Source organism: Congzhengia sp., assembly GCF_037235575.1.
Lineage (GTDB): Bacteria > Bacillota > Clostridia > UBA1381 > UBA9506 > Congzhengia > Congzhengia minquanensis.
Map to the genome: position 1 here is coordinate 45,568 of NZ_JAXUNN010000012.1, position 23,293 is coordinate 68,860.

General features: G+C 44.9%; 22 protein-coding genes and 6 tRNA genes. 23 read left to right on the forward strand and 5 right to left on the reverse strand.

Annotated elements, in window-relative coordinates:
• Positions 1-2: 2 nt before the first annotated feature.
• Genes WIG73_RS02100 through WIG73_RS02110 form a run of 3 tightly spaced genes read right to left on the reverse strand, consistent with a single transcriptional unit; the run spans position 3 to position 2,299 of the window.
• Complete coding sequence (locus WIG73_RS02100) at positions 3-401, reverse strand: hypothetical protein (protein ID WP_249313831.1); 399 nt, start codon at positions 399-401, stop codon at positions 3-5.
• A complete protein-coding gene (locus WIG73_RS02105) occupies positions 358-1,125 on the reverse strand; it encodes a pseudouridine synthase (RefSeq protein ID WP_337399088.1) in 768 nt (255 codons plus the stop codon). The genes WIG73_RS02100 and WIG73_RS02105 overlap by 44 nt, the downstream gene beginning before the upstream one ends.
• A 34-nt stretch (positions 1,126-1,159) precedes the next feature.
• Entirely contained in the window at positions 1,160-2,299 is a 1,140-nt protein-coding gene (locus WIG73_RS02110; RefSeq protein ID WP_337399089.1) for a D-alanyl-D-alanine carboxypeptidase family protein, read from the reverse strand.
• Positions 2,300-2,627: 328 nt separating this feature from the next.
• On the opposite strand from WIG73_RS02110, the gene raiA reads away from it, so the two are divergent.
• The gene (raiA, locus tag WIG73_RS02115) at positions 2,628-3,170 is read left to right on the forward strand and encodes a ribosome-associated translation inhibitor RaiA (RefSeq protein WP_249313828.1); all 543 of its coding nucleotides are present in this window, start codon (positions 2,628-2,630) and stop codon (positions 3,168-3,170) included.
• 72 nt (positions 3,171-3,242) lie between these two features.
• Positions 3,243-3,707 (forward strand): SsrA-binding protein SmpB, encoded by a 465-nt coding sequence (gene smpB, locus WIG73_RS02120; RefSeq protein WP_337399090.1) that lies wholly within the window; start codon positions 3,243-3,245, stop codon positions 3,705-3,707.
• Between the two features lie 33 nt (positions 3,708-3,740).
• Here smpB and WIG73_RS02125 read toward each other — a convergent pair whose 3' ends face one another.
• On the reverse strand, positions 3,741-4,643 hold the full coding sequence (locus tag WIG73_RS02125; protein ID WP_337399091.1) for an AraC family transcriptional regulator: 903 nt from the start codon (positions 4,641-4,643) through the stop codon (positions 3,741-3,743).
• Between the two features lie 170 nt (positions 4,644-4,813).
• Between WIG73_RS02125 and WIG73_RS02130 the strand changes: the two genes are divergently transcribed.
• Positions 4,814-7,153: a glycoside hydrolase family 31 protein gene (locus WIG73_RS02130; protein WP_337399092.1), complete on the forward strand. Its 2,340-nt coding sequence runs from the start codon at positions 4,814-4,816 to the stop codon at positions 7,151-7,153.
• A gap of 86 nt (positions 7,154-7,239) precedes the next feature.
• Here the strand turns inward: WIG73_RS02130 and WIG73_RS02135 are convergent, their stop codons facing one another.
• Positions 7,240-8,415 carry an S-layer homology domain-containing protein gene (locus WIG73_RS02135; RefSeq protein ID WP_337399093.1) on the reverse strand — a complete coding sequence of 392 codons (1,176 nt, stop codon included), beginning with the start codon at positions 8,413-8,415 and terminating at the stop codon, positions 7,240-7,242.
• A gap of 219 nt (positions 8,416-8,634) precedes the next feature.
• Between WIG73_RS02135 and WIG73_RS02140 the strand changes: the two genes are divergently transcribed.
• The 20 genes from WIG73_RS02140 (at position 8,635) to WIG73_RS02235 (ending at position 23,174) form a co-directional block, all read left to right on the forward strand.
• Positions 8,635-8,709, forward strand: a tRNA-Gly gene (locus WIG73_RS02140).
• 9 nt (positions 8,710-8,718) lie between these two features.
• Positions 8,719-8,795: transfer RNA gene (locus WIG73_RS02145), tRNA-Arg, on the forward strand.
• Positions 8,796-8,813: 18 nt separating this feature from the next.
• A tRNA-His gene (locus WIG73_RS02150) sits at positions 8,814-8,890 on the forward strand.
• 63 nt (positions 8,891-8,953) lie between these two features.
• Positions 8,954-9,030 (forward strand) — tRNA-Gln (locus WIG73_RS02155).
• A gap of 10 nt (positions 9,031-9,040) precedes the next feature.
• Positions 9,041-9,116 (forward strand) — tRNA-Gln (locus WIG73_RS02160).
• Positions 9,117-9,139: 23 nt separating this feature from the next.
• A tRNA-Lys gene (locus WIG73_RS02165) sits at positions 9,140-9,215 on the forward strand.
• A gap of 314 nt (positions 9,216-9,529) precedes the next feature.
• On the forward strand, positions 9,530-10,027 hold the full coding sequence (locus tag WIG73_RS02170) for a hypothetical protein (protein WP_337399094.1): 498 nt from the start codon (positions 9,530-9,532) through the stop codon (positions 10,025-10,027).
• A gap of 45 nt (positions 10,028-10,072) precedes the next feature.
• Positions 10,073-11,035: a DUF3383 family protein gene (locus tag WIG73_RS02175; RefSeq protein ID WP_337399095.1), complete on the forward strand. Its 963-nt coding sequence runs from the start codon at positions 10,073-10,075 to the stop codon at positions 11,033-11,035.
• Between the two features lie 53 nt (positions 11,036-11,088).
• Positions 11,089-11,541 (forward strand): hypothetical protein, encoded by a 453-nt coding sequence (locus WIG73_RS02180; protein ID WP_249313822.1) that lies wholly within the window; start codon positions 11,089-11,091, stop codon positions 11,539-11,541.
• Between the two features lie 64 nt (positions 11,542-11,605).
• A complete protein-coding gene (locus tag WIG73_RS02185; protein WP_337399096.1) occupies positions 11,606-11,914 on the forward strand; it encodes a hypothetical protein in 309 nt (102 codons plus the stop codon).
• A gap of 178 nt (positions 11,915-12,092) precedes the next feature.
• The gene (locus WIG73_RS02190; protein ID WP_337399097.1) at positions 12,093-15,116 is read left to right on the forward strand and encodes a hypothetical protein; all 3,024 of its coding nucleotides are present in this window, start codon (positions 12,093-12,095) and stop codon (positions 15,114-15,116) included.
• Between the two features lie 3 nt (positions 15,117-15,119).
• Positions 15,120-15,767: a phage baseplate protein gene (locus WIG73_RS02195; RefSeq protein WP_177680076.1), complete on the forward strand. Its 648-nt coding sequence runs from the start codon at positions 15,120-15,122 to the stop codon at positions 15,765-15,767.
• 4 nt (positions 15,768-15,771) lie between these two features.
• A complete protein-coding gene (locus WIG73_RS02200) occupies positions 15,772-16,107 on the forward strand; it encodes a hypothetical protein (protein WP_337399100.1) in 336 nt (111 codons plus the stop codon).
• Positions 16,100-17,032, forward strand: coding sequence for a hypothetical protein (locus WIG73_RS02205; protein WP_337399102.1), 933 nt, complete (start codon positions 16,100-16,102; stop codon positions 17,030-17,032). The genes WIG73_RS02200 and WIG73_RS02205 overlap by 8 nt, the downstream gene beginning before the upstream one ends.
• Complete coding sequence (locus WIG73_RS02210; protein ID WP_177680073.1) at positions 17,032-17,439, forward strand: hypothetical protein; 408 nt, start codon at positions 17,032-17,034, stop codon at positions 17,437-17,439. Before WIG73_RS02205 ends, WIG73_RS02210 begins: the two co-directional genes overlap by 1 nt.
• Before the next feature lie 18 nt (positions 17,440-17,457).
• The gene (locus tag WIG73_RS02215; RefSeq protein ID WP_337399103.1) at positions 17,458-17,850 is read left to right on the forward strand and encodes a hypothetical protein; all 393 of its coding nucleotides are present in this window, start codon (positions 17,458-17,460) and stop codon (positions 17,848-17,850) included.
• The gene (locus WIG73_RS02220) at positions 17,841-19,088 is read left to right on the forward strand and encodes a baseplate J/gp47 family protein (protein ID WP_337399105.1); all 1,248 of its coding nucleotides are present in this window, start codon (positions 17,841-17,843) and stop codon (positions 19,086-19,088) included. The genes WIG73_RS02215 and WIG73_RS02220 overlap by 10 nt, the downstream gene beginning before the upstream one ends.
• On the forward strand, positions 19,069-19,698 hold the full coding sequence (locus tag WIG73_RS02225; protein WP_337399106.1) for a hypothetical protein: 630 nt from the start codon (positions 19,069-19,071) through the stop codon (positions 19,696-19,698). Before WIG73_RS02220 ends, WIG73_RS02225 begins: the two co-directional genes overlap by 20 nt.
• A gap of 15 nt (positions 19,699-19,713) precedes the next feature.
• The gene (locus tag WIG73_RS02230) at positions 19,714-21,168 is read left to right on the forward strand and encodes a hypothetical protein (protein ID WP_337399107.1); all 1,455 of its coding nucleotides are present in this window, start codon (positions 19,714-19,716) and stop codon (positions 21,166-21,168) included.
• Positions 21,169-21,254: 86 nt separating this feature from the next.
• Positions 21,255-23,174, forward strand: a complete 1,920-nt coding sequence (locus WIG73_RS02235) for a hypothetical protein (protein ID WP_337399108.1) — start codon at positions 21,255-21,257, stop codon at positions 23,172-23,174.
• Positions 23,175-23,293: the final 119 nt, after the last annotated feature.

Here is a 23,293-nt window from a genome sequence, read left to right on the forward strand (position 1 = left end):
ATTTACTGTTCTTCGTTTTCGCAGGTAAAATACCCCTCAAGCGAAAGCTCGTACATCTTTTTTGCCTCGCCTGCGCTTTTTTTAAACCGCAGCATTTTATAAAGGTCAAACATAGCGGGGTTAGAGCCATAAACCGTTTTCATGCCGCGCAAATCCGCAAGGTTTAAAAGCGATTTCATAAGCCCCAGCACCAGATTTAAATCCTCCACATATTCGCCCGACACCACGATATGGTCTAAAAACACGCGGTAGTCTTTCATGGAGAGGGCGCCCAGGGCCAAAATCGTTCCGTTTTCCCGGGCGGTCATTACAATGGTGCCGGTTAAATCGATGTTTGCGCCCTGGGAGGACAAAAATTTATGAATGTCTGTTTTGTCTTCTTCCGTTTTTATCGTTATCATTTTTATCACCGCCGCAAAGTAGTTTTTGTTCTGCTTCTGTTAAATGACGCCATTTTCCCAAAGGCAGGTTTCCCAGTGCAACGCCGCCTACGCTTACACGCTTGAGCCGCAAGACAGGAAATCCGACAGCCTCGCACATTTTTCTTATCTGACGGTTTTTCCCCTCTGTTAACGTAATGTTAAGCTGCGCGGTACGTTCTTCGGTCTTTGCCAAATCCACCCGCGCCGGGGCGGTGACATATCCGCCGATGTCTACGCCTGCACGCAGTTTTTTTATGTCTTCAAACTCGGGAATACCCGAAACCACGACCTGATATTTTTTTGCAACGTGCTGGCCGGGGTGCGTAAGACGGTATGCAAAATCGCCGTCGTTGGTTAAAAACAAAAGCCCCTCGCTTAAATAGTCCAGCCGTCCAACGGGGTAGAGCCTTGCGTCAATGTCTGCCACAAGCTCTGTTACAGTCGAGCGGCCCCGCTCGTCTTTGGCAGTGGCAATGTAACCTTTGGGTTTGTTGAGCATGATGTAATACAGCTTTTTTTCTGGCAGCAAACGGGTTCCGTCTAAAAAAACCTTGTCGTTGTCGCTGTCTACCTTGGTGCCCAGCTCTGTTACGACCTGTTTGTTCACCCTGACGCGGCCGGACAAAATCAGTTCCTCCGCTGCCCTGCGGGACGCGGCCCCGCAGCGGGCGATATATTTTTGTAGTCTTTCAGGGCGTGCCATTGCCATCCTCCGTATTGTTTTCATTTGAATTTCATTATACACCAAATTTTACCTTGACGCAACCAGAAAGCAGTAATTTTTTAAAATATTTTAGAAACAAATCGTCTTTTTCTGCTTCTTTAAAGCCAACATCCGCCGCGGCAATTAAATTGATGGTGTCTAAAAGCGTATCCTGATAATAAATTTCCACAGCGCCGATGACCTCGCCTTTTGTTACCGGCGCTGTGATAGAGTCTGGCAGTTTGCAGGTAAGGCGTGCGTTTTTAAATTTTGTGTCGGGGCTTTCTGAAAGGTAAAAGTCCCGTTCGGCGGTAAGCTCTAAAGACTGGCTTGTGCCGTTTTTCACTGTGACGGAGTTCACTGTCATTCCAGCGGCAATTAAGGGAAAGCACACGGTGTTTTCAAAGGCGAAGTTAAGCATGTTGGTGTGGTCGTTCCAGTCGTCCGGTGCGTTTAACGTTACCGCCACCACCTGTTTTCCGTCCCGCTTGGCAGAGGAAACCAGACACCGTCCCGTCTTTTTCGTAAATCCTGTTTTCACGCCGACACAGCCTTGATACATGTTCAGCATTTTATTGTGGTTGGTTATGGTTTGCGTGCCGTCGCGAATGGTTTTCGATTTTGTTGCCACAATTTCTGCGAAGGTTTCGTTTTTTAATGCCTCCCGGGTGATTAAGGCCAAATCATAGGCCGTGGTGTAGTGGCCGTCTTCGTCCAGCCCATTTGGATTTTTAAAGCTGGTATTTTTCGCGCCGATTGTTTTGGCGCGTGCGGTCATTAATGCGGCAAACTCATCAACCGAGCCTGCCACGTGCTCGGCAATGGCAATGGCTGCGTCGTTTCCGGACTGGAGCATGAGCCCATAGAGCAAATCCCGCAGGGTTACCTTGTCACCGGCTTTTAAGTAGAGGCTTGTTCCCTCCGTTCCGGCGGCGTTTTTGCTCACGGTAACCAAATCGTCCAGACCGCTGTTTTCCAGTGCGACCAAAGCGGTCATAATTTTTGTGGTGCTGGCCATGGAGTGGCGCTCCCGGGCATTTTTTTCGAATATGACACGGCCTGTCTGCGCGTCTAACACACAGGCATATTGGGCCGAAACAGACAGAGCCGAAACGGTTGGCTGTGAAAAAGAAAAACACAGCAGAAATGCAAAAAGAATACTTAATTTTTTCAAATAGAATACCCCCCGCTATAAACTAATTCAGTATATGAGGCCAAAAGATTAAATATTTGTTAATCCAGTAAAAAATACGTTGAATTTTTTCAATAATGTGGTATAATAAAATCAAACAACAGGGAAAGTTTTAGTATGAATAGTTAAATAATTTACAATCTGCTTGTAGAAAGTGCACAAAGGTGTAGATATAATATCTGTTTCAGATTTAGGAATGAATGGAACCTGAAGTGGATATTTATACTAAAGAAGCACGAGTAAATCGTGTTTTTACCGCTGCCGTGTTTTTTGCTGCGGTAAGCAAAAAATCAAAAAGGAGTGGATGGTAATGAAAATCACAATTACAGGAAAGCAAATCGGATTGACAGACGCCTTAAAGGCAAGAGTGGAAGACCGGTTTTCCAAACTCGACAGGTATTTTTACAAGGACACGGAGGCGTTTGTGACGCTTAGTGTGCAGCGTGAAGACCAGGTTGTGGAAGCCACAATTCATTCCGGCAGCCTTATGCTCAGGGTGGAGGAAACCACCACGGACATGTATACGTCAATCGACAATGCAGTAGACATTTTAGAGCGCCAACTCCGCAGAAATAAAACCAGGCTTGAAAAGAAAATGAAGAAGGAATATGTTGAAAACGTAGCGTTTGATAAGATTTTAGACTATCCTGAAAATTCTACAGAGCCTGAGGGTGACATTAAAATCGTAAGGTCGAAAAAAATTGAGAGCAAGCCCATGACACCGGAGGAAGCGGTTTTGCAGATGGAACTCATTGGCCACAACTTCTTTATTTTTACCAATGGCGAAACGGGAGAGGCCAACGTGGTTTACCGCCGGAAAAAAGGCGATTATGGTTTAATTGAAGTAGATTAAAAATAAAACGGTATACCGCCCGGACAAGGGCGGTATATTTTTGACAGGACTAAGATAAAAAGGGGGAGTTTCATGGAACATAAATCAAAGAAACTCATCAGCAGCAACAAAAAGGCGTTTCACGACTATTTTATTGATGAAAAAATGGAGGCCGGCATTGAACTGTTTGGCACGGAGGTGAAATCTGTTCGTGCCGGAACCGTAAATTTAAAGGACAGTTATGTGTCGCTTCGCACCGGTGAGGCTATTTTAATCGGTATGCACATCAGCCCTTATGAGCAGGGCAACATTTTTAACCGCGACCCATTAAGGGACAGGCGGCTGCTGCTTCACAAAAAAGAGATTATGCGCCTGATTGGGAAAACGAAAGAAAAGGGATATTCTCTCATTCCGCTGTCGGTTTATTTTCTGGGCAGTAAGGTAAAAGTGGAATTGGGCCTTGCCCGAGGCAAAAAGTCTTATGACAAGCGGGAGGCCATCGCTGAGCGTGACGCAAAGCGCAGCATGGATCGGGCCGTGAAAGCAAATTTACATTAAAACAATGCATATAAAACAAGCCTGCCGGAGAAATTACGGCAGGCTTGTTTTATATGCTTCCGTCTGCGGATTTTTTTGAAATTCTTTCGGTGTGACACCAAATTGTTCCTTAAAGGAACGAATGTAATAGCCGATGCTGTGAAATCCGCATCTCAGCGCGGTTTCGGTTACAGACAGGCCGGACAAAAGAAGCGGTTTCGAATTTTCAAGTCTTACATTTTTGAGAAATTCTACCGGAGTAGTATCAGTAAATTCCTTAAACAGCTTGATAAAATGAAATTTACTTAAATTCACATGAGCTGCAATGTCTGACAGGCTGATTTGTCTGCTGTAGCCTGTCTCGATAAAGAGCAGCGCTGCCTTAATATATTCCATTTGCGTATCTTTTACGCTTGGCGAAATCGGTTTAGGAGGGATGGTTAACACATTTTCTGAGAAACAGACAAAAATGAGATCGTAAAAAAGGGATTTTATTTTTAGCTCCTTTCCAGGGATATTGCTGTGAAAATAAAATATAATACCGGAGATAATTTCATAAAGTTTTGAATAACAGCTGTCCTTTTTGCGTATGATTTGCGGGAATATCAGGTTTTTTGATTTTAATTTTTCTATAAACTCAATTTGGCAGATGTCGCTTGCGCGAAAGTCCAAAAACGGAAAATCAAAGACAACGGCAGTTATCATTCCATCTGAATCAGCATCTACACGGTGCAGCACCTCTTTGTTCACAAAAAGCAGATCGCCGGGAGAAAACCGTATCTGCGTGTTGTCAAACTCCGCTGTGCCCTCGCAATTTGCCGAAATTATTTCAAATTCCGTGTGCCAGTGGGACAAAAACACGCTTTTTCCGCCGGTGCATGGGAGTGGGTAAAGATAGAGGGGAAAGTGTTTGTTTTTACGTTCCGCCTTTTCCAGCTGTTTTAAATTGATATTCATTCTATTCACATCCAAGCAATATAGTACTATAAATATGACTTATTATTTATTTTTGTTTAAGTATATAGCAATATTATATCATAAAAGTACAATATACTGCAAGCATTTTCGATCAGTATCTGCTATAATGGAAAATGGAAAAGCTTAAAATATGAAAAGGAGGAAAAGCAATGCTTCAAACGCCGCCATTAAAGCTATGTAAAATACAAAAGGTTCAACAAAAAGAAAACGAAATTCTGTTCAACACGGAAAACGGAAACATTGCGGTAACGGCTGCAGCAGAAAATATATTAAGGATACGCTATACAAAAAAAGAAAAATTTTTAAAAGGCAACAGTTATGCCGTTGTCTTAAACCAAACTGTCCCGCTTGTAATGGAAGAAACTGAAAACGAATTTGTGCTCAAGACTGGGGAAATTAAACTGACAATTCAAAAGCAGACATCCCGGTTTTTCTATTACGACCAATGGGAAAATTTGCTTTTAAAGGAGCCGGAAAGGGGAGGAAAGCACTTAGAGGAATATGATGTGTATATGCCCGTTGCGGAGGAGACGGAAGTGAAACGGATTAAGACGCCTGACGGAGAAAAAATAATTGCTGCCGGCGGAAAGACCGAATATTCGGGAACCGCGTATCACGCGAAGCTTGACTTTATGTTCGGCGAGGAGGAATTTCTCTATGGGCTGGGACAGCAGGAAAACGGGATTTTAAATTTAAGGGGAAATACGGTATATTTATATCAGGCAAATTTAAAAAATCCCATGCCTTTTTTTCTTTCCACAAACGGATACGGAATGTTGGTAGATGTGTATTCACACATGATTTTTCATGACAGTAAGGAAGAAGCGTATCTTTACTGCGAAACGGCTGAGGAGTTAGATTACTATTTTATATATGGGAAGCAATTTGACAAAATCATTGACGGCTACAGAAGGTTAACAGGCAGCGCGCCCATGCTCCCAAAATGGGCGTTCGGATATATGCAGTCAAGAGAAGCATATGAAACGCAGAACGAAATTCTTACAGTTGTAAAAGAATTTAGAAAGAGAAACATTCCGATTGATACAATCATTATGGACTGGAAATCCTGGGAAAAAGGCCTGTGGGGCCAGAAGTCCTTTGACAAAACAAGGTTTCCGGACCCACAAGGAATGACAGATGCGTTGCATAATTTAAATGTTCACTTTATGATTTCAATTTGGCCGTCGCTAAATGCCGGTGATGATTTGCGGGAGCTAAGCGAGCATGGATATATGATAAAAGGCACAAATCTTTATAACGCGTTTGATGAGAATGCAAGGGCACTTTACTGGAAGCAGGCGAACGAGGGATATTTTCAGTATGGTGTGGATGCATGGTGGTGCGATTCCAGCGAGCCGCTCACTCCCGAATGGAGAGGACATTGGCGTTTGCCCTCTTCTGTGGAGTATGCACAGTCGGTTGCGGCGTATAAGCAGCTGGGAAACGACTGTTTAACAAACTTATATCCATTTCAGCACGCAAAAGGCATTTATGAGAACCAGCGAAAGAACACCGAAAAAAAACGTGTTGTAAATTTAACGAGAGCGGTTTACAGCGGCCAGCAGCGGTATTCTACAATAATTTGGTCCGGCGATATTTCTGCCAATTGGAATACACTTAAAAAGCAAATTGCCGCAGGACTTGGCATGTGTGCAAGCGGAATTCCGTATTGGACGTTAGACATTGGTGCGTTTTTTGTCAAAAACGGAGAGGTTTGGCAATGGAACGGGGATTATGAAAATGGAAACCTTGACGACAATTACAGAGAGTTATACGTCCGCTGGCTGCAACTTGGCACGTTTTTGCCAATATTCAGAAGTCATGGAACGGATACGGAGCGGGAACCTTGGTTTTTTGGAGAAGCCGGAAGCATTTATTACGATACGATTTTAAAATTTATTCGCCTCAGGTATCGCCTGTTGCCTTATATTTATTCCTTGTCTGCAAAGGTAACGTTTGAAAACTATACAATTTTGCGGCTGCTGGCATTCGATTTTTCCGAGGACAAAACGGCGTGTGGGATAGACGATCAATATATGTTTGGCAACTGTTTTATGGTTTGTCCGGTGACAAAGCCCAACTGTAAGAGCCGAAGAATTTATTTACCAAAAGGTAAGGTGTGGTATGATTTTTGGACAAATACGTCCTATGAAGGCGGAATTTTTATTGATTATGATACACCAATTGATGTTATTCCACTGTTTGTAGCCGGCGGCAGTATAATTCCTATGACGGGGGTTAATTATCAAAGCACAAATGAAATTCAAAACAATCAGATAGAGCTGCATACCTACGCGGGGGCAGACGGAAGGTTTGTCTTGTATCAGGATGAAGGCGATAATTACAATTATGAAAAGGGAGTATTTTGTACGCAGGAGCTTTTATGGCACGATGATGAAAGAAAACTTACGGTGAAAGAGCCGCAGGGAGAGTGCATGGGATGTCAAATGAATTATAAAACAATTCTAATTCAAAAAAATAAAACATAATTATAATTTAATTAAAGGCATATTTAAGTTTTTGAAAAAAACAGGGATACAGTTTTGTATAAACTGTATCCCTTGCTTTTTGTTTTTTATTTTGTATTTTCCATGGGGCGCAGAAGATTTACCACAATGCTGTAACCATAGGTCACGTCGGGTGCCCATTTGCCGCCAAGCTGTTCCACGTTTTTCACCGTGCCGCGCCATGCCATTGAGTTTAAAACATAATAGCGGTCGTGAGGCTCGCCTACAGGCGCTAAGCCGACATACTGGGACATGTGGTTAAAATGGGCCCGCACGCCGTCCTCCGGGGTGGCAAAGGTTTCGTGGTCTTCCGGTTTGTCTCCCGTTGCATTTTTTATTTTAATACCCGCCCAGTTGTTCTGTTCGGGTTTTACCTGCCCGGTATATTTACCAAAGGCAGTTTCTTTGGCGGCTTGTCCATACAAAACCTCCGGCCGCATGCCGGTGATTTCGCCATATTTCCAGTAGTAGTCTGCAATTTCAATGAACCGTTCATGGGCCCCGCTGTTTTGCGCCCACTTTTTCGCCTGTTCCAAAGACACTTTGCTTTCACCCACAATTGGCGTTTGGGTGATATATAGGTCCTGGGAGTTGCGGTCTTTATAGTTGATTGCACGGTATAAAATTACTGCGGCCTCTGCCCTGGTTACGTCGCCCTTGGGGCGGAGCAATTTGTCTGAGCCTTTTACAATTCCGCGTTCTGCGGCAATGGCCACTGGTGTTGTGAGACTGGCGGTAATGTCACCTCCGTCGGTAAAGTTTGAGGAAATGATATTTTTATCCAAAAGGTTTTTTTCATCGGAACCGATTCCCAAAGCCATTGAAACTGCATAAGCACATTTTTCGCGGGTGTAGTTTTCCTCCGGGTTAAAGCTGCCCGAACCAAAGCTGTCGTCCGCCAAATAGTTTTTCGCTGTGTTGATATAATTGGCAGACCACCGGTCGCCCGCTACGTCGCTGAATCCGGTGTCGGCGCTCTCAATGAGTTCAATATCCAGCGCCAAAACAAGCATTTTTGCAAACTGCTCTTTTGTGACAGCGGAGGAGGGTGCAAAGGTTTTGCCGTCCATTCCGGAAAGCACGCCGCGTTTTACCAATTCATCAATGGCTTCTTCAGCCCATGAAAAGTTTGCATCAATATCAACAAAGCTGTTGTTCTTTGAATTGCTGCCTGCAATGGCATGAAAGTTCATGGTGATAAAAATTGCGATTACAAAACATAAGTAAATAATTTTTTTCTGCATAGTCCGTCCCTCATAACGTAATGTAATTGATTAGCCTGTACAATAAACTATATTCATAAAAACAAGATATATTCCATATACTAAAGCTGTTTTCTTTTAGTATACCATCAATTGGCGAAAATTGCAATATGTGAAGTTTTTTTGGAAAAATTTAAAAAAGTACTTGACAACGAATTGTTTTGTTGGTATAATAGTCAAGGTCGGTAAACGAAAGGAAATGCGGGTGTAGTTCAATGGCTAGAATCCCAGCCTTCCAAGCTGGTCGTGTGGGTTCGATTCCCATCACCCGCTCCACCAAATGATGCGCCTGTAGCTCAGTTGGATAGAGCAACTGCCTTCTAAGCAGTGGGTCAGGAGTTCGAATCTCTTCAGGCGCGCCACGTAAAGCCGCTTGTCTGGTGGATATAGCTCAGTTGGTTAGAGCGCTAGATTGTGGCTCTAGAGGTCGTCGGTTCGACTCCGATTATCCACCCCATTATTTTTAGCAGCTCCGTATAAATATTTATATATTCGGACAAGTTAAATCCGAGTAGTGGATTGGGATGTCGCCAAGTTGGTAAGGCACCGGATTCTGATTCCGGCATTTCGTAGGTTCGAGTCCTGCCATCCCAGCCAATCTTTTTATTGGGCTGTAGCCAAGTGGTAAGGCACTAGATTTTGATTCTGGCATTTCGTAGGTTCGAGTCCTGCCAGCCCAGCCAAATTTTTTACATAATTTCATAATGATCCATTAGCTCAGTTGGCAGAGCACTTGACTTTTAATCAAGGTGTCCGGAGTTCGAATCTCCGATGGATCACCACGAAGAAACCGCTTAACCAATAGGGTTAAGCGGTTTTTAATTTGTTTTTTGAAATATTTGTACTACTTTCTTGTAGTTGCGGTTATATCTGTGCTATAGTGTAAGCTGTAATGAAAGATGAAAAACAGGAACGGCTTGGGCCAGTATACTTCTAACCGTGTATTGCATCTTTTTGACTTTAAGCAACAGTCGTTAAACAGGCTTATTTTTTATACCTTCTAAACGGAGGCATTCTTTAGCTTTTCTATAAGGAAAGCAGACAAATTCTAAACGGATTTAAAACTACAAAGGAAAGCAGAAAGGCAGGCGATATTATGAGCGGCTTAAGCGCTTTGAAAGAAACAGTGGTGCAGGGGCTTTCAAGCTATTTGGAAATCCCTGTGGTAAGAAACAATCAGACAGGAGAACAAACAGCATATCCCTACTGTTCCTATTCCATTCCCAGCTTGTTGGAAGATAAGGGCGGGGCATGGGAGCAGTTTGACGACGGGTATGACAGAAAACCTGCCACGCAGACCTGGACCGTTACCTTGCGGTCAGATGACATTGACGAAGCTGCGGCGCTTGCTGTTAAAGCCCGTAACTGGCTGGATCATTTGGGCACGGTATATTTGAGCGACAATGGCGTTACGGTGCTTTCGGTATCAGAGATTGTTAGCGCAGACGGCGCTGAGGGAAACACAGAGGAATTTCAGTATAGCTTTGACGTTGTGTTTTGGTTTTTGAACGAGGTTCAGTCTGCCATAGAAGAAACCGGCTATATTGAAGAAGCAGAAATTGGCGGCATATCCTTTCGCCGAAATCAGTTTTAGTTTCAATAACACAAATTGAATTTTAAAAATTAGGAGGTCACAAAAATGGGACTTGATGTAAAAGTAACAATTAATTTAAAAAAACCTTTGGGAAATGCGGGAACAGAGTTTCCGCTGATTGTCAGCACAGGAGAAACGGCAATTGAATTTACAGAATGCAGAACACTTGCAGAAGTAAAAGACAAATTTGCGACAACAACAAACACCTATAAGGCAGCAGAGCTGATATTTATGCAAACAAATGCACCGGACAAAATTGGTGTTGTGCAGTTTACCCTGGCGCAGGGTGAAACATTGAAAGAGAAACTGGAAGCCATTGCAGAAAAGGGTTGGAGACAGTTCATGATTGTGGACGGTGACACAAAGGCAGTTTCCATGAAAGACAAGCTGTGTTTTACATCTGTTGCAAACGAATCTGAATTAAAAAATTTCGAAGACTTAGAACGGATCGTTGGTTTTGTTCACACAAACCCGCTGGCTGCAGCAGCGCTAATTGGCGAAACAGCTGGCAGACCTGCCGGAAGCTTTACCTATAAGAATTTGATTTTAACCGGCATTCCTCCCATGGAGATTAGCGACACGAAAATTGATGCCATTCACACAGCCGGCGGCATTACCTTTGTAACAAAAGCAGGGGATAATGTGACATCGGAGGGCAAAACAACCAATGGTGAATATATCGATATTGTCGACAGCGGAGATTTCATTATCAAAAACATTGCTTACAAGACACAGAAACTGTTCAATAATTCTGCAAAGATTCCTTATGACAATACCGGAATTGCCATGCTGGAAAGCGCTACGGTTGAAGCTCTTAGAATGGGCTATAACAACGGCATGATTGCCACAAACGATGACGGCACACCGGCCTATGCAGCTTCTTTTGCATTGAGAAGCCAGACCACGGATGCGGACAGAAAAGCAAGGAAATATCCTTACGGCTGGTTTAAATTCATATTGGCAGGAGCTGTCCACGAAGCGGAAATTCAGGGCGACATTATTGTTTAATGAACATAATAGCACAAAAATCAAAGGTTATATAATTTAAGGAGGTTACTAAAATGGCAAATATTACAACATATAATGCAAAAGAATGTATTGTTACGATTAACGGCGTAAATATCACTGGACTGGGCGAAGATATGATAACATGGGAAAAGGAAGAGGCGTTTTTTGAGCCGGTTGTTGGGGCCCAGGGCGATGTTGTGAAAAGCGAAATTAATAACTCGCTTTACACCCTGACGATTGCGGTTCAGCCCACAAGCCCACAACTGGGACATTTAATCAACCTTCAGAACCAAAGCGAGGCGTTCCCTGTGTCGGTAATTAACAAGGCTTTAGGAGTTCGTCTGGGCGGTTCTATGGCTAACGTTTCAGAAGCACCGGAGTTTTCCCTGGGCGCGGAAGCCGAGGATTTGGAATTTGCTTTTATGGTTTTTGACGGTTACATTGAAAGCACAAGCGGTGCAAACGATATGCCTGAAAGCGGCACAGAAGAAGGCGGAGAGGAATAAAACCGGGAGCAGGGGCAGGGGGCCGAATGAAAACGCCCCCCTGTCATTTTATAGGAGGAGAATAATGGTAAATTTTTATACAGCAAAAAAGAAAATTAACGGCAAGGAATATACCGCACAGTTTAACGGCATTTCCGCGGCATTAAAGGCGGTGGACGACAGCTACATTGAGGGAACAAACAATACAAGCGTCGAAAAGCTTTCCAAATATCTTTTTGATCATGTGATTGTTGACCCCAAGGGGCTAACCCCCGACGACTTTGACAGCATGGATGAATTTAACGAGGTAATCACGTTTGCCCGTGAGGTAATGCAGGGCAATTTTCGAGAAAAGAAAGAGCAAAAGTCAAATACAAAAGCAAGTAAGGAATAACTGGGCCTGCTGGCGGCTGATTTTTAACGACATGTCGAGCTTTACCCACGACTACGTTTTTCATCACATGACGCCCCAGGAGGTTTATGAAGCGAATATTGCACTTGATATTGTAAATGACCAAATGAAAAGACAAAGTAAAAAGAAACATTAACCACCAAAAAGAGGAGGTGGGAATTTGGCAAAAGAAACACATGAAGAAATTTATAAAATAAGCTTTGAAGTAGGGAAAAATCCGTTTTCTCAAATCTTAAGCGACATTGACACACTAAAGGCATCTGTTAATTCCTTAAATGCGTCTGCTGTTTTAGACGATTTGGGCAAAAAGGCATCTGTTGCGGCGGCCGGAACAAAGGAACTGGCAACAGGCATTACTTCACTTCGGGGCGGCCAGCAGGCCATGTATGGACTGTTGTTCGACATGCAGGAATTTGATTCAAAAACCAGTGGTGCAAAAAGCGCGTTGGCTTCGTTTCAAAAATCAATGCAGACCTTAAGAGCAGATCCCATTGAAATGATTAAGGACAAGCTCGTTGCGGTTCAGCTTCAAAGTGCAGTTGTGGCCGGTGCGTTTCAAACAGTGGCAACACGCAATTTTTCAAATCTGACGAATAATTTAAAAACAGTAAAAGGTACGCTGTCAGAAGGCGAAACAGGGGCAAAGGGATTTACCAATATACTGAAAAATGCCGGAAAAGTGAGTGTTGTCCGAGTCGGAAAAGGTGTTCAAACGGTTAAAACACGTTTGACAGAAGGGGTGCAAAAGGCCAAAATATTTGGAACGTCGCTTAAAAATGCGGCAAAAACCAGCTTTACAAAAGTGGCGGGAGGATTAAAAACGGTTGGAAGCTTTATTGGCGGCGGAGTAAACGGCGCAAAAAAAGCGTTTAATTTGGTGAAAACCGGTTTCAGTAAACTGCCGGCTCCGGTTACGGCGGGCTTTACTCAAGGGCTTGTGCCGGACATTCAATCCGTTATGGGTGGTTTAAACAGCGCATTTGAATCCGGCGGGCTGGAGGGTTATTTAAGTGCCATGCCAGAGGCGTTTGGCAATATTGCGGGACTCATTCAAACTCAGATTCCGGCCATTGCCCAGGATATTTCATCCTCGTTCCCCACAATATTTTCAACCATAGCGCAAACATTGCCGCAAATTTTGCCGGTGATTATCGACTCACTGCTAAATGTTTTTTCCAGCCTGCTGAACGTTTTAAGCTCACAGGGGCCAAGCATTTTAACGGCCCTTATTTCGGCTTTAAACCAGGCGGTTCAGGGCCTTTTGGCAATGCTGCCCCAACTGATAACAGTGGGCCTTCAGCTCATTATAGCGTTGGTGCAGGGGCTGGCAATGGCTGCTCCGACCTTAATCCCAGCCATTATGGATGCGGTTATGGGAATGCTTAATTCGCTGGTTGCCATGTTACCCCAGCTCATTATCGCGGGACTTCAGCTTTTGTTAGGACTTGTGCAGGGCATTATGAATGCGCTTCCAATCCTGGTGTCAATGGTGCCGCAGATTATTACAAATCTGGTAAACGGTATATTGGCGAACTTGCCAACCATCCTTCAGCTGGGCATGGAACTTTTGGTTCAGCTTGCGCTGGGACTTGTGCAAGCAATTCCCATGCTGTTGGGGGCAGTTCCGCAAATTATTCAATCCTTGTGGGACGCCCTAACGCAGATTAACTGGCTGGAACTGGGCGGGAAAATTATAAAAGGAATTGGAACGGGCATTGTCAACGGCATTAAATCCATCTTTGGTAAGGGCGACAAGGAGAAAAGCTCCGACAGCGCAAGCTTTTCTGCCGGCATGTCTGCAGGGACAGGCAATGTTGCTGCCACGGCCAGCACACTGTCTAACACCGCGGCAAACAGCCTTGGCACGGGTTCCGTTGCAAGCATGACACAGGGGATGAATGTGGCGAACTCCTTTGGTCAGGGAATGAATATGAACGGCGCAGGGCTTGCCAACACGGCGACCCAAATTTCCGGAAACACGGTAGCTGCCTTTGGTGCCAACGGAGGCGCTTACCAGCAGGGTGCCGACATGGTTAACACGTTTTCAAACGGAATGACAGCACAAAACCCTGCGCTGCAAGCGCAAAGCATTTCAGCAGAGGCACAGAATGCTTTGGGGGCCGCGAAAGAGGCTATAACGGTGGCATCTGATGAAATTATTGCAAAACTCACTCAGATTAAGGTTTCCATCACAGAAGCAATGCTGGCCTGTCAGGTATCCATCGGTGAAAATATGGCCCAGAGTTTTATGAACCTGAGCCTGGCCCTTACAAACGTTGTGATGGCATTTACCATGTTCCAGCAGGCGGCTATGGGCGCGTTTCTTGCACTGACCATACTTGGCACTGTTGGTGTGGCCATATTTACAGCTTCCGTGACCATGGGATTTTTCACCATGCTGATGACGGTTACAATGATTATGGCAGCGTTGATTGCTGTGGTGGCTGCCAGGATGATGGCGCTGGCAGTTGTTTCGGCGGCAGGCGTGATAACGCTTTCTGCAGTGGCCGCTGCAGCAATGCTGAGCTTTGCGTCTATTATCGCGGCAGGTCTAGCGTTTTCTGTGGGCACCATGACTATGGTGGTATCTGCGGCACTTGTGCAGATGACACTGTTTGCGGCGGCTTTTGGCGTCGCATGCGCGGCGATTGGTCTGCTCACCACTAATTGCGCCACACAGATTTTAGAGGCATTTAAAAAAGTGAATTTGTTAACAACCGGTATGCAGATGATAAACGGGCTGATTTTAGGCATGAACGCCCGCAAAGAAGCGGCTGTGGCAACTGCCCGTGCCATTGCTCAGGCAATTAATACGGAGTATGACAAAATTCAGAAAATTAGTTCTCCGTCTAAGGTTTGGTATGAAAAGGGAGCAAACATGATTCAAGGCGGAATCGGCGGCATGGAGAGCCAAATGCCCAAGATGCAATCCGTGGCGCAGCAGGCCGGCAACATGTCTATGCCCTATACGGGCAGCTACTCGCCGGAGCAGGGCGCGGGAGCTGTTACTGCCCGTTCTCAAAGTACGGAATATAATTCCTATGCACCGCAGTTTAACATGACCATCAGCGGCTCCAACGACGACCGCATTTTGGCAAGAAAGGTAAAAGCCTGGATAAAAAGCTCCATGGACGAGGTGTTTGACAGCATGGCAAGAACAAATCCAAGATTGCGGGAGGTGTAACCAATGGCGCTGATTAACGGTATTTATGTATTTGTTGAGGATGAGAGCCTTGACATGAACTTAGAATGTACGGAGCATCCGGTAGAGGAGGGCACCGAGATAACAGACCACATACAGAGAAAATCGGTGGAAATAACGCTGAAAGGGAAAATTGTTGACTACGACGATACGGTTTCCTGGGAAGACAGCACCATTGTCCGCGTAAATGCAACCACGGCGCTGGATAAACTGAAGCAGCTGCAAAAGAGCGGGTCGCTGATCACATATGTCGGACGCAATGCGCAGTCGAACCTGCAAATTCAATCCTTTTCCACCACCCACCCGAACACGGTTTGGGGTGGGTGCGAGTTCGACATGACCTTAAAGGAGCTGAGAGTGGCACAGCCGGCGTATACAGAGGATTATTCCGCTGGCTGTGCCGGGACACAGCAGGTGGAACAAGGGGAAAACGGCGAAATATATCACATTGTGAAGCTTGGCGATAAGCTTTGGAATTTAGTTTCGGAAAACTATAAAATTTTAAAGCCGTTTTTTTCTTCGGTTTCAGAAAAATGCGCCTGGGTGATGGAGCAAAATCCCCATGCGTTCAGTGTACCAGGTGATATCGACTCTCTGATGGCCGGGGAAAAGATTTTAATGGGGTTGAGGTGAGAAAATGAAACGAGACAGAATTTTAATTAAAAAGGAGCTTGTGCCTTATTATTTTCACATTTTGCTTGGCGGCGAACTGTTTGACCTTGCAGTGAGCTATAATGAAACCCACAATTTTTTTACGCTGGCAGTGAAAAAAGGCGGCGAAACCATATGTGCGGGGGAACCGCTTATTTATGGCATGCCGCTGTTCAGCGATGTTTATACAGCAGGGAAACACCCTGCTGTAACCATCGTCCCTTTTGACGAGAGCGGGAACAGCGACCGGGTAACGTTTGAGGCGCTGGGGGAAACAGTCTTTTTAACAGTTGATAATGCAGGCGGTGAGCGCATTGGATAACAGAAAATCAAAAATGCTGATACCGCCGCAGTATGTGAAGGACAGCAGACGGTCCCGCCTTGCAAAATCGGTGAAAAGCCTTATGGATCAGATTGAATATACCGAAGGTCAGCCGGAGGGTATGTTCGGCAGGGTTGCCATTGTGCAAATCGGCGAGGTGAAGCTGAACTCTGAAGCGTTAGATATTGAGTTTGAAGTGCCCTTTGACGACGACACCGAGGCAAATGAGGCAGAGATTACCCTTTATAACCTGTCAAAAAAAACCCGGGGTGAAATTGTTTACAACAAGCCTGTAACCATTACAGCAGGCTATCAAAACGACACGGGGGTAATTTTTACCGGGTTTGTCAGCAAGGTTGTGACAAAAGTAGAAGGTGTTGACAGGATAACCACCGTTTACGCCATTGACGATGAGGATTTAAAGGAGCGCGACCTTCCGAAAGAACTGGAATATGCCGAAAATACGAAGGCCAGCTTTATTTTAAATGAGCTTTTAAGCATGTTAAAGCTGCCGGTTGCCGTGTTTCAAATCCGGCGGGACTGGACGTATGAGGACAAGGTGAATGTAAGCGGCGGGCTGATGGACAATATTCGCAAATATGCGGAGGTATGCGGCATATCTGTGTATATTAACAAAGGAAAGATTTACGCCCGGCATATTTCCGAGGGGGACGACATTCAGTTCACGGTGCAGGCTTCAACGGGACTGTTAAACAGTCCTGAGGAATTTCAAGAGGAGATTACGGCAGAGGACTATCACGACGTTGTAACGGGATTTAAAATGAAGTCAATTCTGCAGCACAGAATAACCACCGGAGCCGTTGTTACTGTTAGAAGCGCAAACGTGTCGGGGAAGTTCAGAGTGCGCAGCGGAAAGCACATCTTTAACGAAAGTGAGAGCATTACGGAAATGGAGGTTATTTAATGGGAAGCGTCAACATTTTTAATGGAATGATTGAAGAGAAGCTTTTAAATTTAAGAACGGCCTATATCGGAAAGGTGTTGTCTTTTGACGGCACCTGCGCCGCCGTTCAGCCTCTGGGTGTAGTGAAGCAGTATGGAAAGCCGGCCGTAAAGCAGGCAATTGTCAGTGATGTTCCGGTGGTGGCAAGCGCAAGGTATAAAATCAGCACGGAAGAGCGCACGTGCAGGGTTGGCGACTTGGAGTCGGAAAAGAGGACGCATGTGGTATTAACGCCGCTTGCTGAGGGAGATTTGGTGTTTTGCGTCTGTGCGGACCGCGACATTACCGAAGCGCGGCGCGGCCGCCTAAAAACGCCGCCGGCGGGGCACCACAGCATTTCAGACAGCGTTGTGGTAGGAATTTTATAAAGATTAGGAGATGTTGCAATGAAAGGGTTTCAGCTGGATAAAAACGGCGATGTTGCAATGGGCGCGCTGGACAACGAAGGCATTGCCCATAATTCGGCGAGGTGCAGAATTCGGATGATTGACGGTAACGCCCTGCTGACACAAACCGTTCAGACGGTAATCGCAACCAACAAGGGCGAATGGGCCTTTCAAAAGAATGAAGGAATCAGCTTTAAAAATCTGCTGGGCAAAAATGTGGATGAGGAAATGATGAAAAACGAAGTGTTTCAGGGACTGCTGCAGGTTGACAATTCCTTCGCACTGACAAAGTTTTCTACAGAGCTGGACAAGGAAACCAGAAAAGTTGTAATTCATTTTACCGCCGTAAACGGCGGCGGTAAAGAAGTGGAAGGGGTGAGCACATGGGCTTAGACAACAATGGATATCAAAGACCAACCTATGACGACATTGTGAAAGCAAAAATTTTAAAGGCGCAGGAGCTTTTTGGTGCAGATATTGATACCGATGAAAAAACGGCGTTTGGAAAATTTATTCGAATTGGCGCATATGACCTTGCAAAGGCCTATGAAGACATTGAAAACGTGTATTATGCGCGGTTTCCCAACACGGCCACAGGCGACAGCTTAGACCGGCTGTGTGTGTTTGCAGGAATTACCCGAAACCCTGCGACCTATGCACAGCACACTGTAACGGTTTACGGCACGGCGGGGACTAAAGTGGAAATGGGAAAACTCGTTCTTCGTTCCGGCGACGTTACTTTTTATAATATTAAAGAATTTGAAATTATGGCGCCAGCAACAGCGAAAAACGGCGAAACAGCAGATCCTTGTGTCGAAGTGACGTTAGAGTGCAGCGAACCGGGAGAGGTTGGCAATATTGAAAAAATTAGCGAGTTGGTTAACACCATTGAGGGAGTTAAAGACGTGAAAAGCGGTGTGAAAAGCCTTACAAAAAATGGAGAAGATGCAGAAACAGACTTAGCGCTTAGAAAACGGTTTGCTGCTGCCATTGAGGGGGCGGGAAGCTCTAATGAAAACGCCATTCGGGCTGCTTTAATGCGTGTGCCGAAGGTGCAAAGCGCCGGAATTGTTGTAAACGCAACGGATGAAACTGTGGATGGAAGACCGCCAAGAACCTTTGAATGTTACGTGCATGTTCCGAAATGGAATGGACTTTCAGATACGGAACGGGACATATTAGAACAGGAAATTGCCGAAACAATTTTTGAAAAGGCTCCCGTCGGTATTAAAACATGCAAAACAGGAGCGTCAGGCGTAGAAAAAACGGTTTATGATCAGGGAGGGCACCCTCACATGATTAAATTTTCAAAAACGGAAGAGGTAAAAGTTTTTGTTCAAATAGCTGTTGCGGCAGACGCCAGATTTGAAGAAAAGGGACCCAATCAAATTAAAAGCGCCATTATGACGTATATCAACGGCCTGGGCGTGGGAAACGACGTAGTGTTATCTGCCCTGTATGGCCACATCCATTCTATTAACGGCGTTGTGGAGGTAACTGGGTTAAAGCTGAAAACTGAGGGGGATTCTGAGTATAAAGCCGAAAGTATTACAATCAGCGAGGTTGCAATAGCGGTCACGACTACGAATGAAATTGAGGTGACAATTGAAAATGAAACAGTTCATTTTTAACAATTTTGCGGCGAATCTGCCGGACTGCTATAACAAACAACCGGAAAGCAACAACTTTAAAATTTTAACAATGGAGCAGGAGGCGGCAATGTCCCTGCGCAGGGACATTGCCGACACGGAAGAAATTTTAGACATTGATAAAGCAACCGGCAAAACCTTAAGCCTTTACGGCGATATGGTGGGGCAGGCGAGGGGGCTTGCTACAGAAAAACAGTTTTTAATTATGATTCGTTCCAAAATTATGCGAAACATTTCAGGCGGCGATTATAACAGCATTTTAAGAGCGATTTCCGCCACGTTTGGTTGTAAGGAATCGGATATTTTCATTCAAGAGACGTCCGCGCCCCTAACAGTTGAAATTGTATCGCTGCCGCTTGATGTTTTGAATTCTGTCATTCTTTCCAACAAACAAACCGTGGAATTGATTAAGCATCTGTTTCCGGTTTGCGTTACGATTAAAACGGTGTATTTCGACGGCACCTTCATGTTTTCGGACAATGAAGGCGAAATAGACTTATCATCCGGGTTCGGCGACAGTGATAACAAGGATATTGGCGGCTATTTCGGTGATTTTTTCAGCGAAGAAAACGAAATTATTTTACCTATTTAACAAGGAGGTTTCATTATGGATTTTAAAAATATTTTTTCCGCCTGGGGCAATGACGGCAAAGAACCTTCAGAGGAACTGCAGCTGTCTGGCTTTAAGGGAGGGCAAAAGCCCGCTGCCTCCGTTTTTAACTGGTTTTGGAGCAAAGTGATGAAAGCGGTAACGGAGTTGCAAACGAAGTTAACAAGCGTGGATAACAATAAAGCGGAAAAATATAATTTTTCCGGCGGTTTTATCGGCGGAGATGAGGCGTCTGCGGAAAGCGGCGGCGCTGTGGGCCAGAACACATATACCACAGCAGGCGGAGCGGTTGGGTCAGCAGCGTTTTCTGGTTCGGGTTTTGCAGGTGGCGAGCTTGCAAAAGTAACCAAGCTTGAAAACAATGTTGAAGTTCCCAAAAATGGCGGGGCAGTAGGTTTCAGTGCTAAAACGGATGATGGATTTGCAGGAGGCAGCAAAGCAGAATCTAAAAACGGCGGCGGAGCGGCAGGGTCAAATGCAAAAACAAACGCTGGCGGTGCTGTGGGATTAAGTGCAATGGCTTATGATTACGGCGGCGCAGTTGGAAATGGTGCGATAGCAGGCTATGGGTTTTCCGGAGGGTATAACGCAAAGGTAAAGCTAATGGAGGGCTATTCACAAAAATATATTGACGCAATTCAGCTGGGAAGCGGAACAAATAACAATAAGCAGACACTGCAGGTTTATAACCACACGCTCATGAACGCAGACGGCAAAATACCAGCTGCAAGAATTCCAGACTGCATGGTTGGAATTGAGATAAAAGGGATTGTGCCGAATTCAGAGGAACTCCCTGCCGGCCCGGCGCCGGGCGACGCCTATATTATTGTGAGCAACGCTGTATTTTATACAGGGCCGGAAGATGAACTTTTGCATTTAGAGTCAGTAGACGGCACATCACGTGTGACCAGCCTTAAAATAACTCCTCCTGAGGAATGTATTGAACCAGAAAATAGGTATGTATGTGCATATGATATTCGAGGCAATAAAATTGGCAGCATCTCATACGAAGGCGGTATATCAGGTTATGGCTGGTATGAGGTAGAAAGTTTTGGCGTGGAATATCCCGATCTTCAAGCGTCGTTTTATTTGGGCGAGTTTCAAAATGGAAGTTTTCCGGAATCCTTAACAGACTCCTATGCAAGAGAAGACATCGCTTACTGGGATGGAACAGCTTGGAAAACACTTGATGAATCTGTTCCGGTAATTAACCAGTGCCGACGGCTGGAGACTTTTTTAACGGAGAGTGCGTCAGACCAGCTTAAAACAACGGGGTTGTATTATGTGGTTTCAGGAAGCGGAGACTCCTTTACACCTTATCTTCTCTTTCACAAGAACAGCGGATATAATCAATATCAAACGAAAATTGACGGAGAAAAAATTTATAAGCGGACGGCTGAAATTCAACGCTATGGCGAAGTTGTCTGGGTTACGGACTGGACCGAAATGTAAAAAAAGATTCCCTCTTTCTGATTGACTTACCGTCATATTTATGGTAGACTCAAACTATAAATATAAACATCAGAGGGGGAATCTTTATGATGAGAAAAAAATCATTTTTTGGGTTTGTTTTTGCATTCATGTTTGCAATAATGAATTTGCAAGCCGTGACGGTGCATGCCGCTACGATTCATGTTGTTGAGGAATGGAACGATTTAAATGGAACGGACGCGCCAATTTGGACAGACTTTCAAAATGGCGACACCATAAGCCTTGAAAAACTTAAACAATGGAACGAAAACCGTGTGAAGGTTGAAATTCCTTCTGAAATTCATGCTCTTACAATTCATGGATTACCGGAGGTAACATATGAATATATTGGATTTACCGCAGTTTCTTATGTTGCTATTACATTAGATAACTTTAATGGACATAACAATATTTCTGGCGGAGCGGGTGATTTATTAACGTTTTCTTCACCAACCGGAAATCAGCTGGTGTTAAAAGGAAATAATAATGTTGTCGGAAATATTTACGGCAACTTTGAAGTGCTGGGTGACGGCAGTTTTAAACAAAGCTATTCAAATAGACCTTCTTCTGATGGAAATTGGGGCAATGTTACCTTTAATCACACGGGCTCATTCGAGTCTGTAAGAATTACAGGAGATGTTACGGTGCTGAATTCCGGCACGGTTAAAATTGGCGGTGGGAGAAGCAACGAAAACACCGTGAGCTATGGAGTGGGAGGAAACGTGGTGTGTAAGGCAGGAAACACCACCATCATGGGAAGTCAAGGCAGACATCTTACCGACGGAGAAAGCGCAGTAAAAGGCAACGTAGTGTTGTACAATGACGCAGCATTAACTCTGATTGGTGGCGACGGTGTTGAAAGTTTGGGTAACGGCGGCAACGGCGCCGGAAACGGATTAATTGGAAATCTATTTTTATATGATTCTTCCAGCGCTGTTGTTACCGGTGGAACGGGAACTGCTGGGATAGGCGGAACCGGAGTTGTTGGCAACGTTTATTGCCATGAAAATTCTGTTATAACATGCCGAGGCGGCAACGGAGCAACAATGGGAGATAGCACTTTTTATGGCGACGGGGGAGACGGAGGCACCGGCATTTGCGGCGAGCTTTTTCTCTATGATTTTGCAAAGGCGTCTGTTACAGGCGGCACAGGCGGATCTGTTAATGTTAAATATAACAATTATCAAAGTTATTCTGCCGGAAACGGCGGAATTGGCTTAGAGGGAAAAATTGGCGCTATAAACAGTCTTGTACACTTTACAGCCGCGGGAGGAGAAGGAGGAACAAGCTATTATTACAGCGACGGTGTTTCCGGCAGAGCCACCCGTTTGGAGGAACCTCCTGTGCTGAGCGCAGGCTATGTCAATGCAAATTTTTATGGAACTCGCCCTGTGAATGAAACTGGCGACCCGGTGTTTAAAGCCGAGTTGGCGTTGCTTGTTGACCATGAGCCTCTGGCAAATGCGCTTGTTGCGATTAAGGGTGATAACATGCCGGACTATCGGGCGCATACCGACAGCGATGGCATGCTATATGCCTATCTGCCCCAGGGAACAAATTACACCGTGGTTCACGACCGTTATTCTGCGGAATTGCCCTTTATCTGGGATAACGACACCAACCAGGCCGCGCTGGAGCTAATACCGGGCGGCGGGGTTTCTGATCCACCTTACCGCATTCTGGGGCTTAAGTTGAAAGACCAGACAGGAGCAGTTTTGTCTTCTGTGCCTGAAACGGGTACGTTTTTGGCGGAACTGGAAGCGGAGAAGTTAAACGACAGCAAGAATAAAGAATATTTCATCATTGCGGTATATGATGAAAACGGGATTTTGCTAAACCTAAGCTATATGTGGGGAGTGGTTCAAACAGGAAAAACTTCGTCATTCGGCTGCTCAGTCAGTATCCCGGCGGGTAGGCACGCAAAGAGTGTGAGGGCCTTTATCTGGGATGAAAATATGAATCCGTTATGCGAAAATGTTGTGATTTAAGTGTGATTTAAAACAAAAACCCTTGAAACAAAATCGTTTCAAGGTTTTTTGTTTATGCCATGCGGAACAGTTATTCTAACCAAATAACACAATAGCAGTCCCCTGTGTTATTTTAATCG

Coding starts and splice junctions, on each gene's coding strand:
- WIG73_RS02100 (WP_249313831.1), bottom strand. CDS start 401: ATGATAACGATAAAAACGGAAGAAGACAAAACAGACATTCATAAATTT.
- WIG73_RS02105 (WP_337399088.1), bottom strand. CDS start 1,125: ATGGCACGCCCTGAAAGACTACAAAAATATATCGCCCGCTGCGGGGCC.
- raiA (WP_249313828.1), top strand. CDS start 2,628: ATGAAAATCACAATTACAGGAAAGCAAATCGGATTGACAGACGCCTTA.
- smpB (WP_337399090.1), top strand. CDS start 3,243: ATGGAACATAAATCAAAGAAACTCATCAGCAGCAACAAAAAGGCGTTT.
- WIG73_RS02125 (WP_337399091.1), bottom strand. CDS start 4,643: ATGAATATCAATTTAAAACAGCTGGAAAAGGCGGAACGTAAAAACAAA.
- WIG73_RS02130 (WP_337399092.1), top strand. CDS start 4,814: ATGCTTCAAACGCCGCCATTAAAGCTATGTAAAATACAAAAGGTTCAA.
- WIG73_RS02135 (WP_337399093.1), bottom strand. CDS start 8,415: ATGCAGAAAAAAATTATTTACTTATGTTTTGTAATCGCAATTTTTATC.
- WIG73_RS02170 (WP_337399094.1), top strand. CDS start 9,530: ATGAGCGGCTTAAGCGCTTTGAAAGAAACAGTGGTGCAGGGGCTTTCA.
- WIG73_RS02175 (WP_337399095.1), top strand. CDS start 10,073: ATGGGACTTGATGTAAAAGTAACAATTAATTTAAAAAAACCTTTGGGA.
- WIG73_RS02180 (WP_249313822.1), top strand. CDS start 11,089: ATGGCAAATATTACAACATATAATGCAAAAGAATGTATTGTTACGATT.
- WIG73_RS02185 (WP_337399096.1), top strand. CDS start 11,606: ATGGTAAATTTTTATACAGCAAAAAAGAAAATTAACGGCAAGGAATAT.
- WIG73_RS02195 (WP_177680076.1), top strand. CDS start 15,120: ATGGCGCTGATTAACGGTATTTATGTATTTGTTGAGGATGAGAGCCTT.
- WIG73_RS02200 (WP_337399100.1), top strand. CDS start 15,772: ATGAAACGAGACAGAATTTTAATTAAAAAGGAGCTTGTGCCTTATTAT.
- WIG73_RS02210 (WP_177680073.1), top strand. CDS start 17,032: ATGGGAAGCGTCAACATTTTTAATGGAATGATTGAAGAGAAGCTTTTA.
- WIG73_RS02215 (WP_337399103.1), top strand. CDS start 17,458: ATGAAAGGGTTTCAGCTGGATAAAAACGGCGATGTTGCAATGGGCGCG.
- WIG73_RS02220 (WP_337399105.1), top strand. CDS start 17,841: ATGGGCTTAGACAACAATGGATATCAAAGACCAACCTATGACGACATT.
- WIG73_RS02225 (WP_337399106.1), top strand. CDS start 19,069: ATGAAACAGTTCATTTTTAACAATTTTGCGGCGAATCTGCCGGACTGC.
- WIG73_RS02230 (WP_337399107.1), top strand. CDS start 19,714: ATGGATTTTAAAAATATTTTTTCCGCCTGGGGCAATGACGGCAAAGAA.
- WIG73_RS02235 (WP_337399108.1), top strand. CDS start 21,255: ATGATGAGAAAAAAATCATTTTTTGGGTTTGTTTTTGCATTCATGTTT.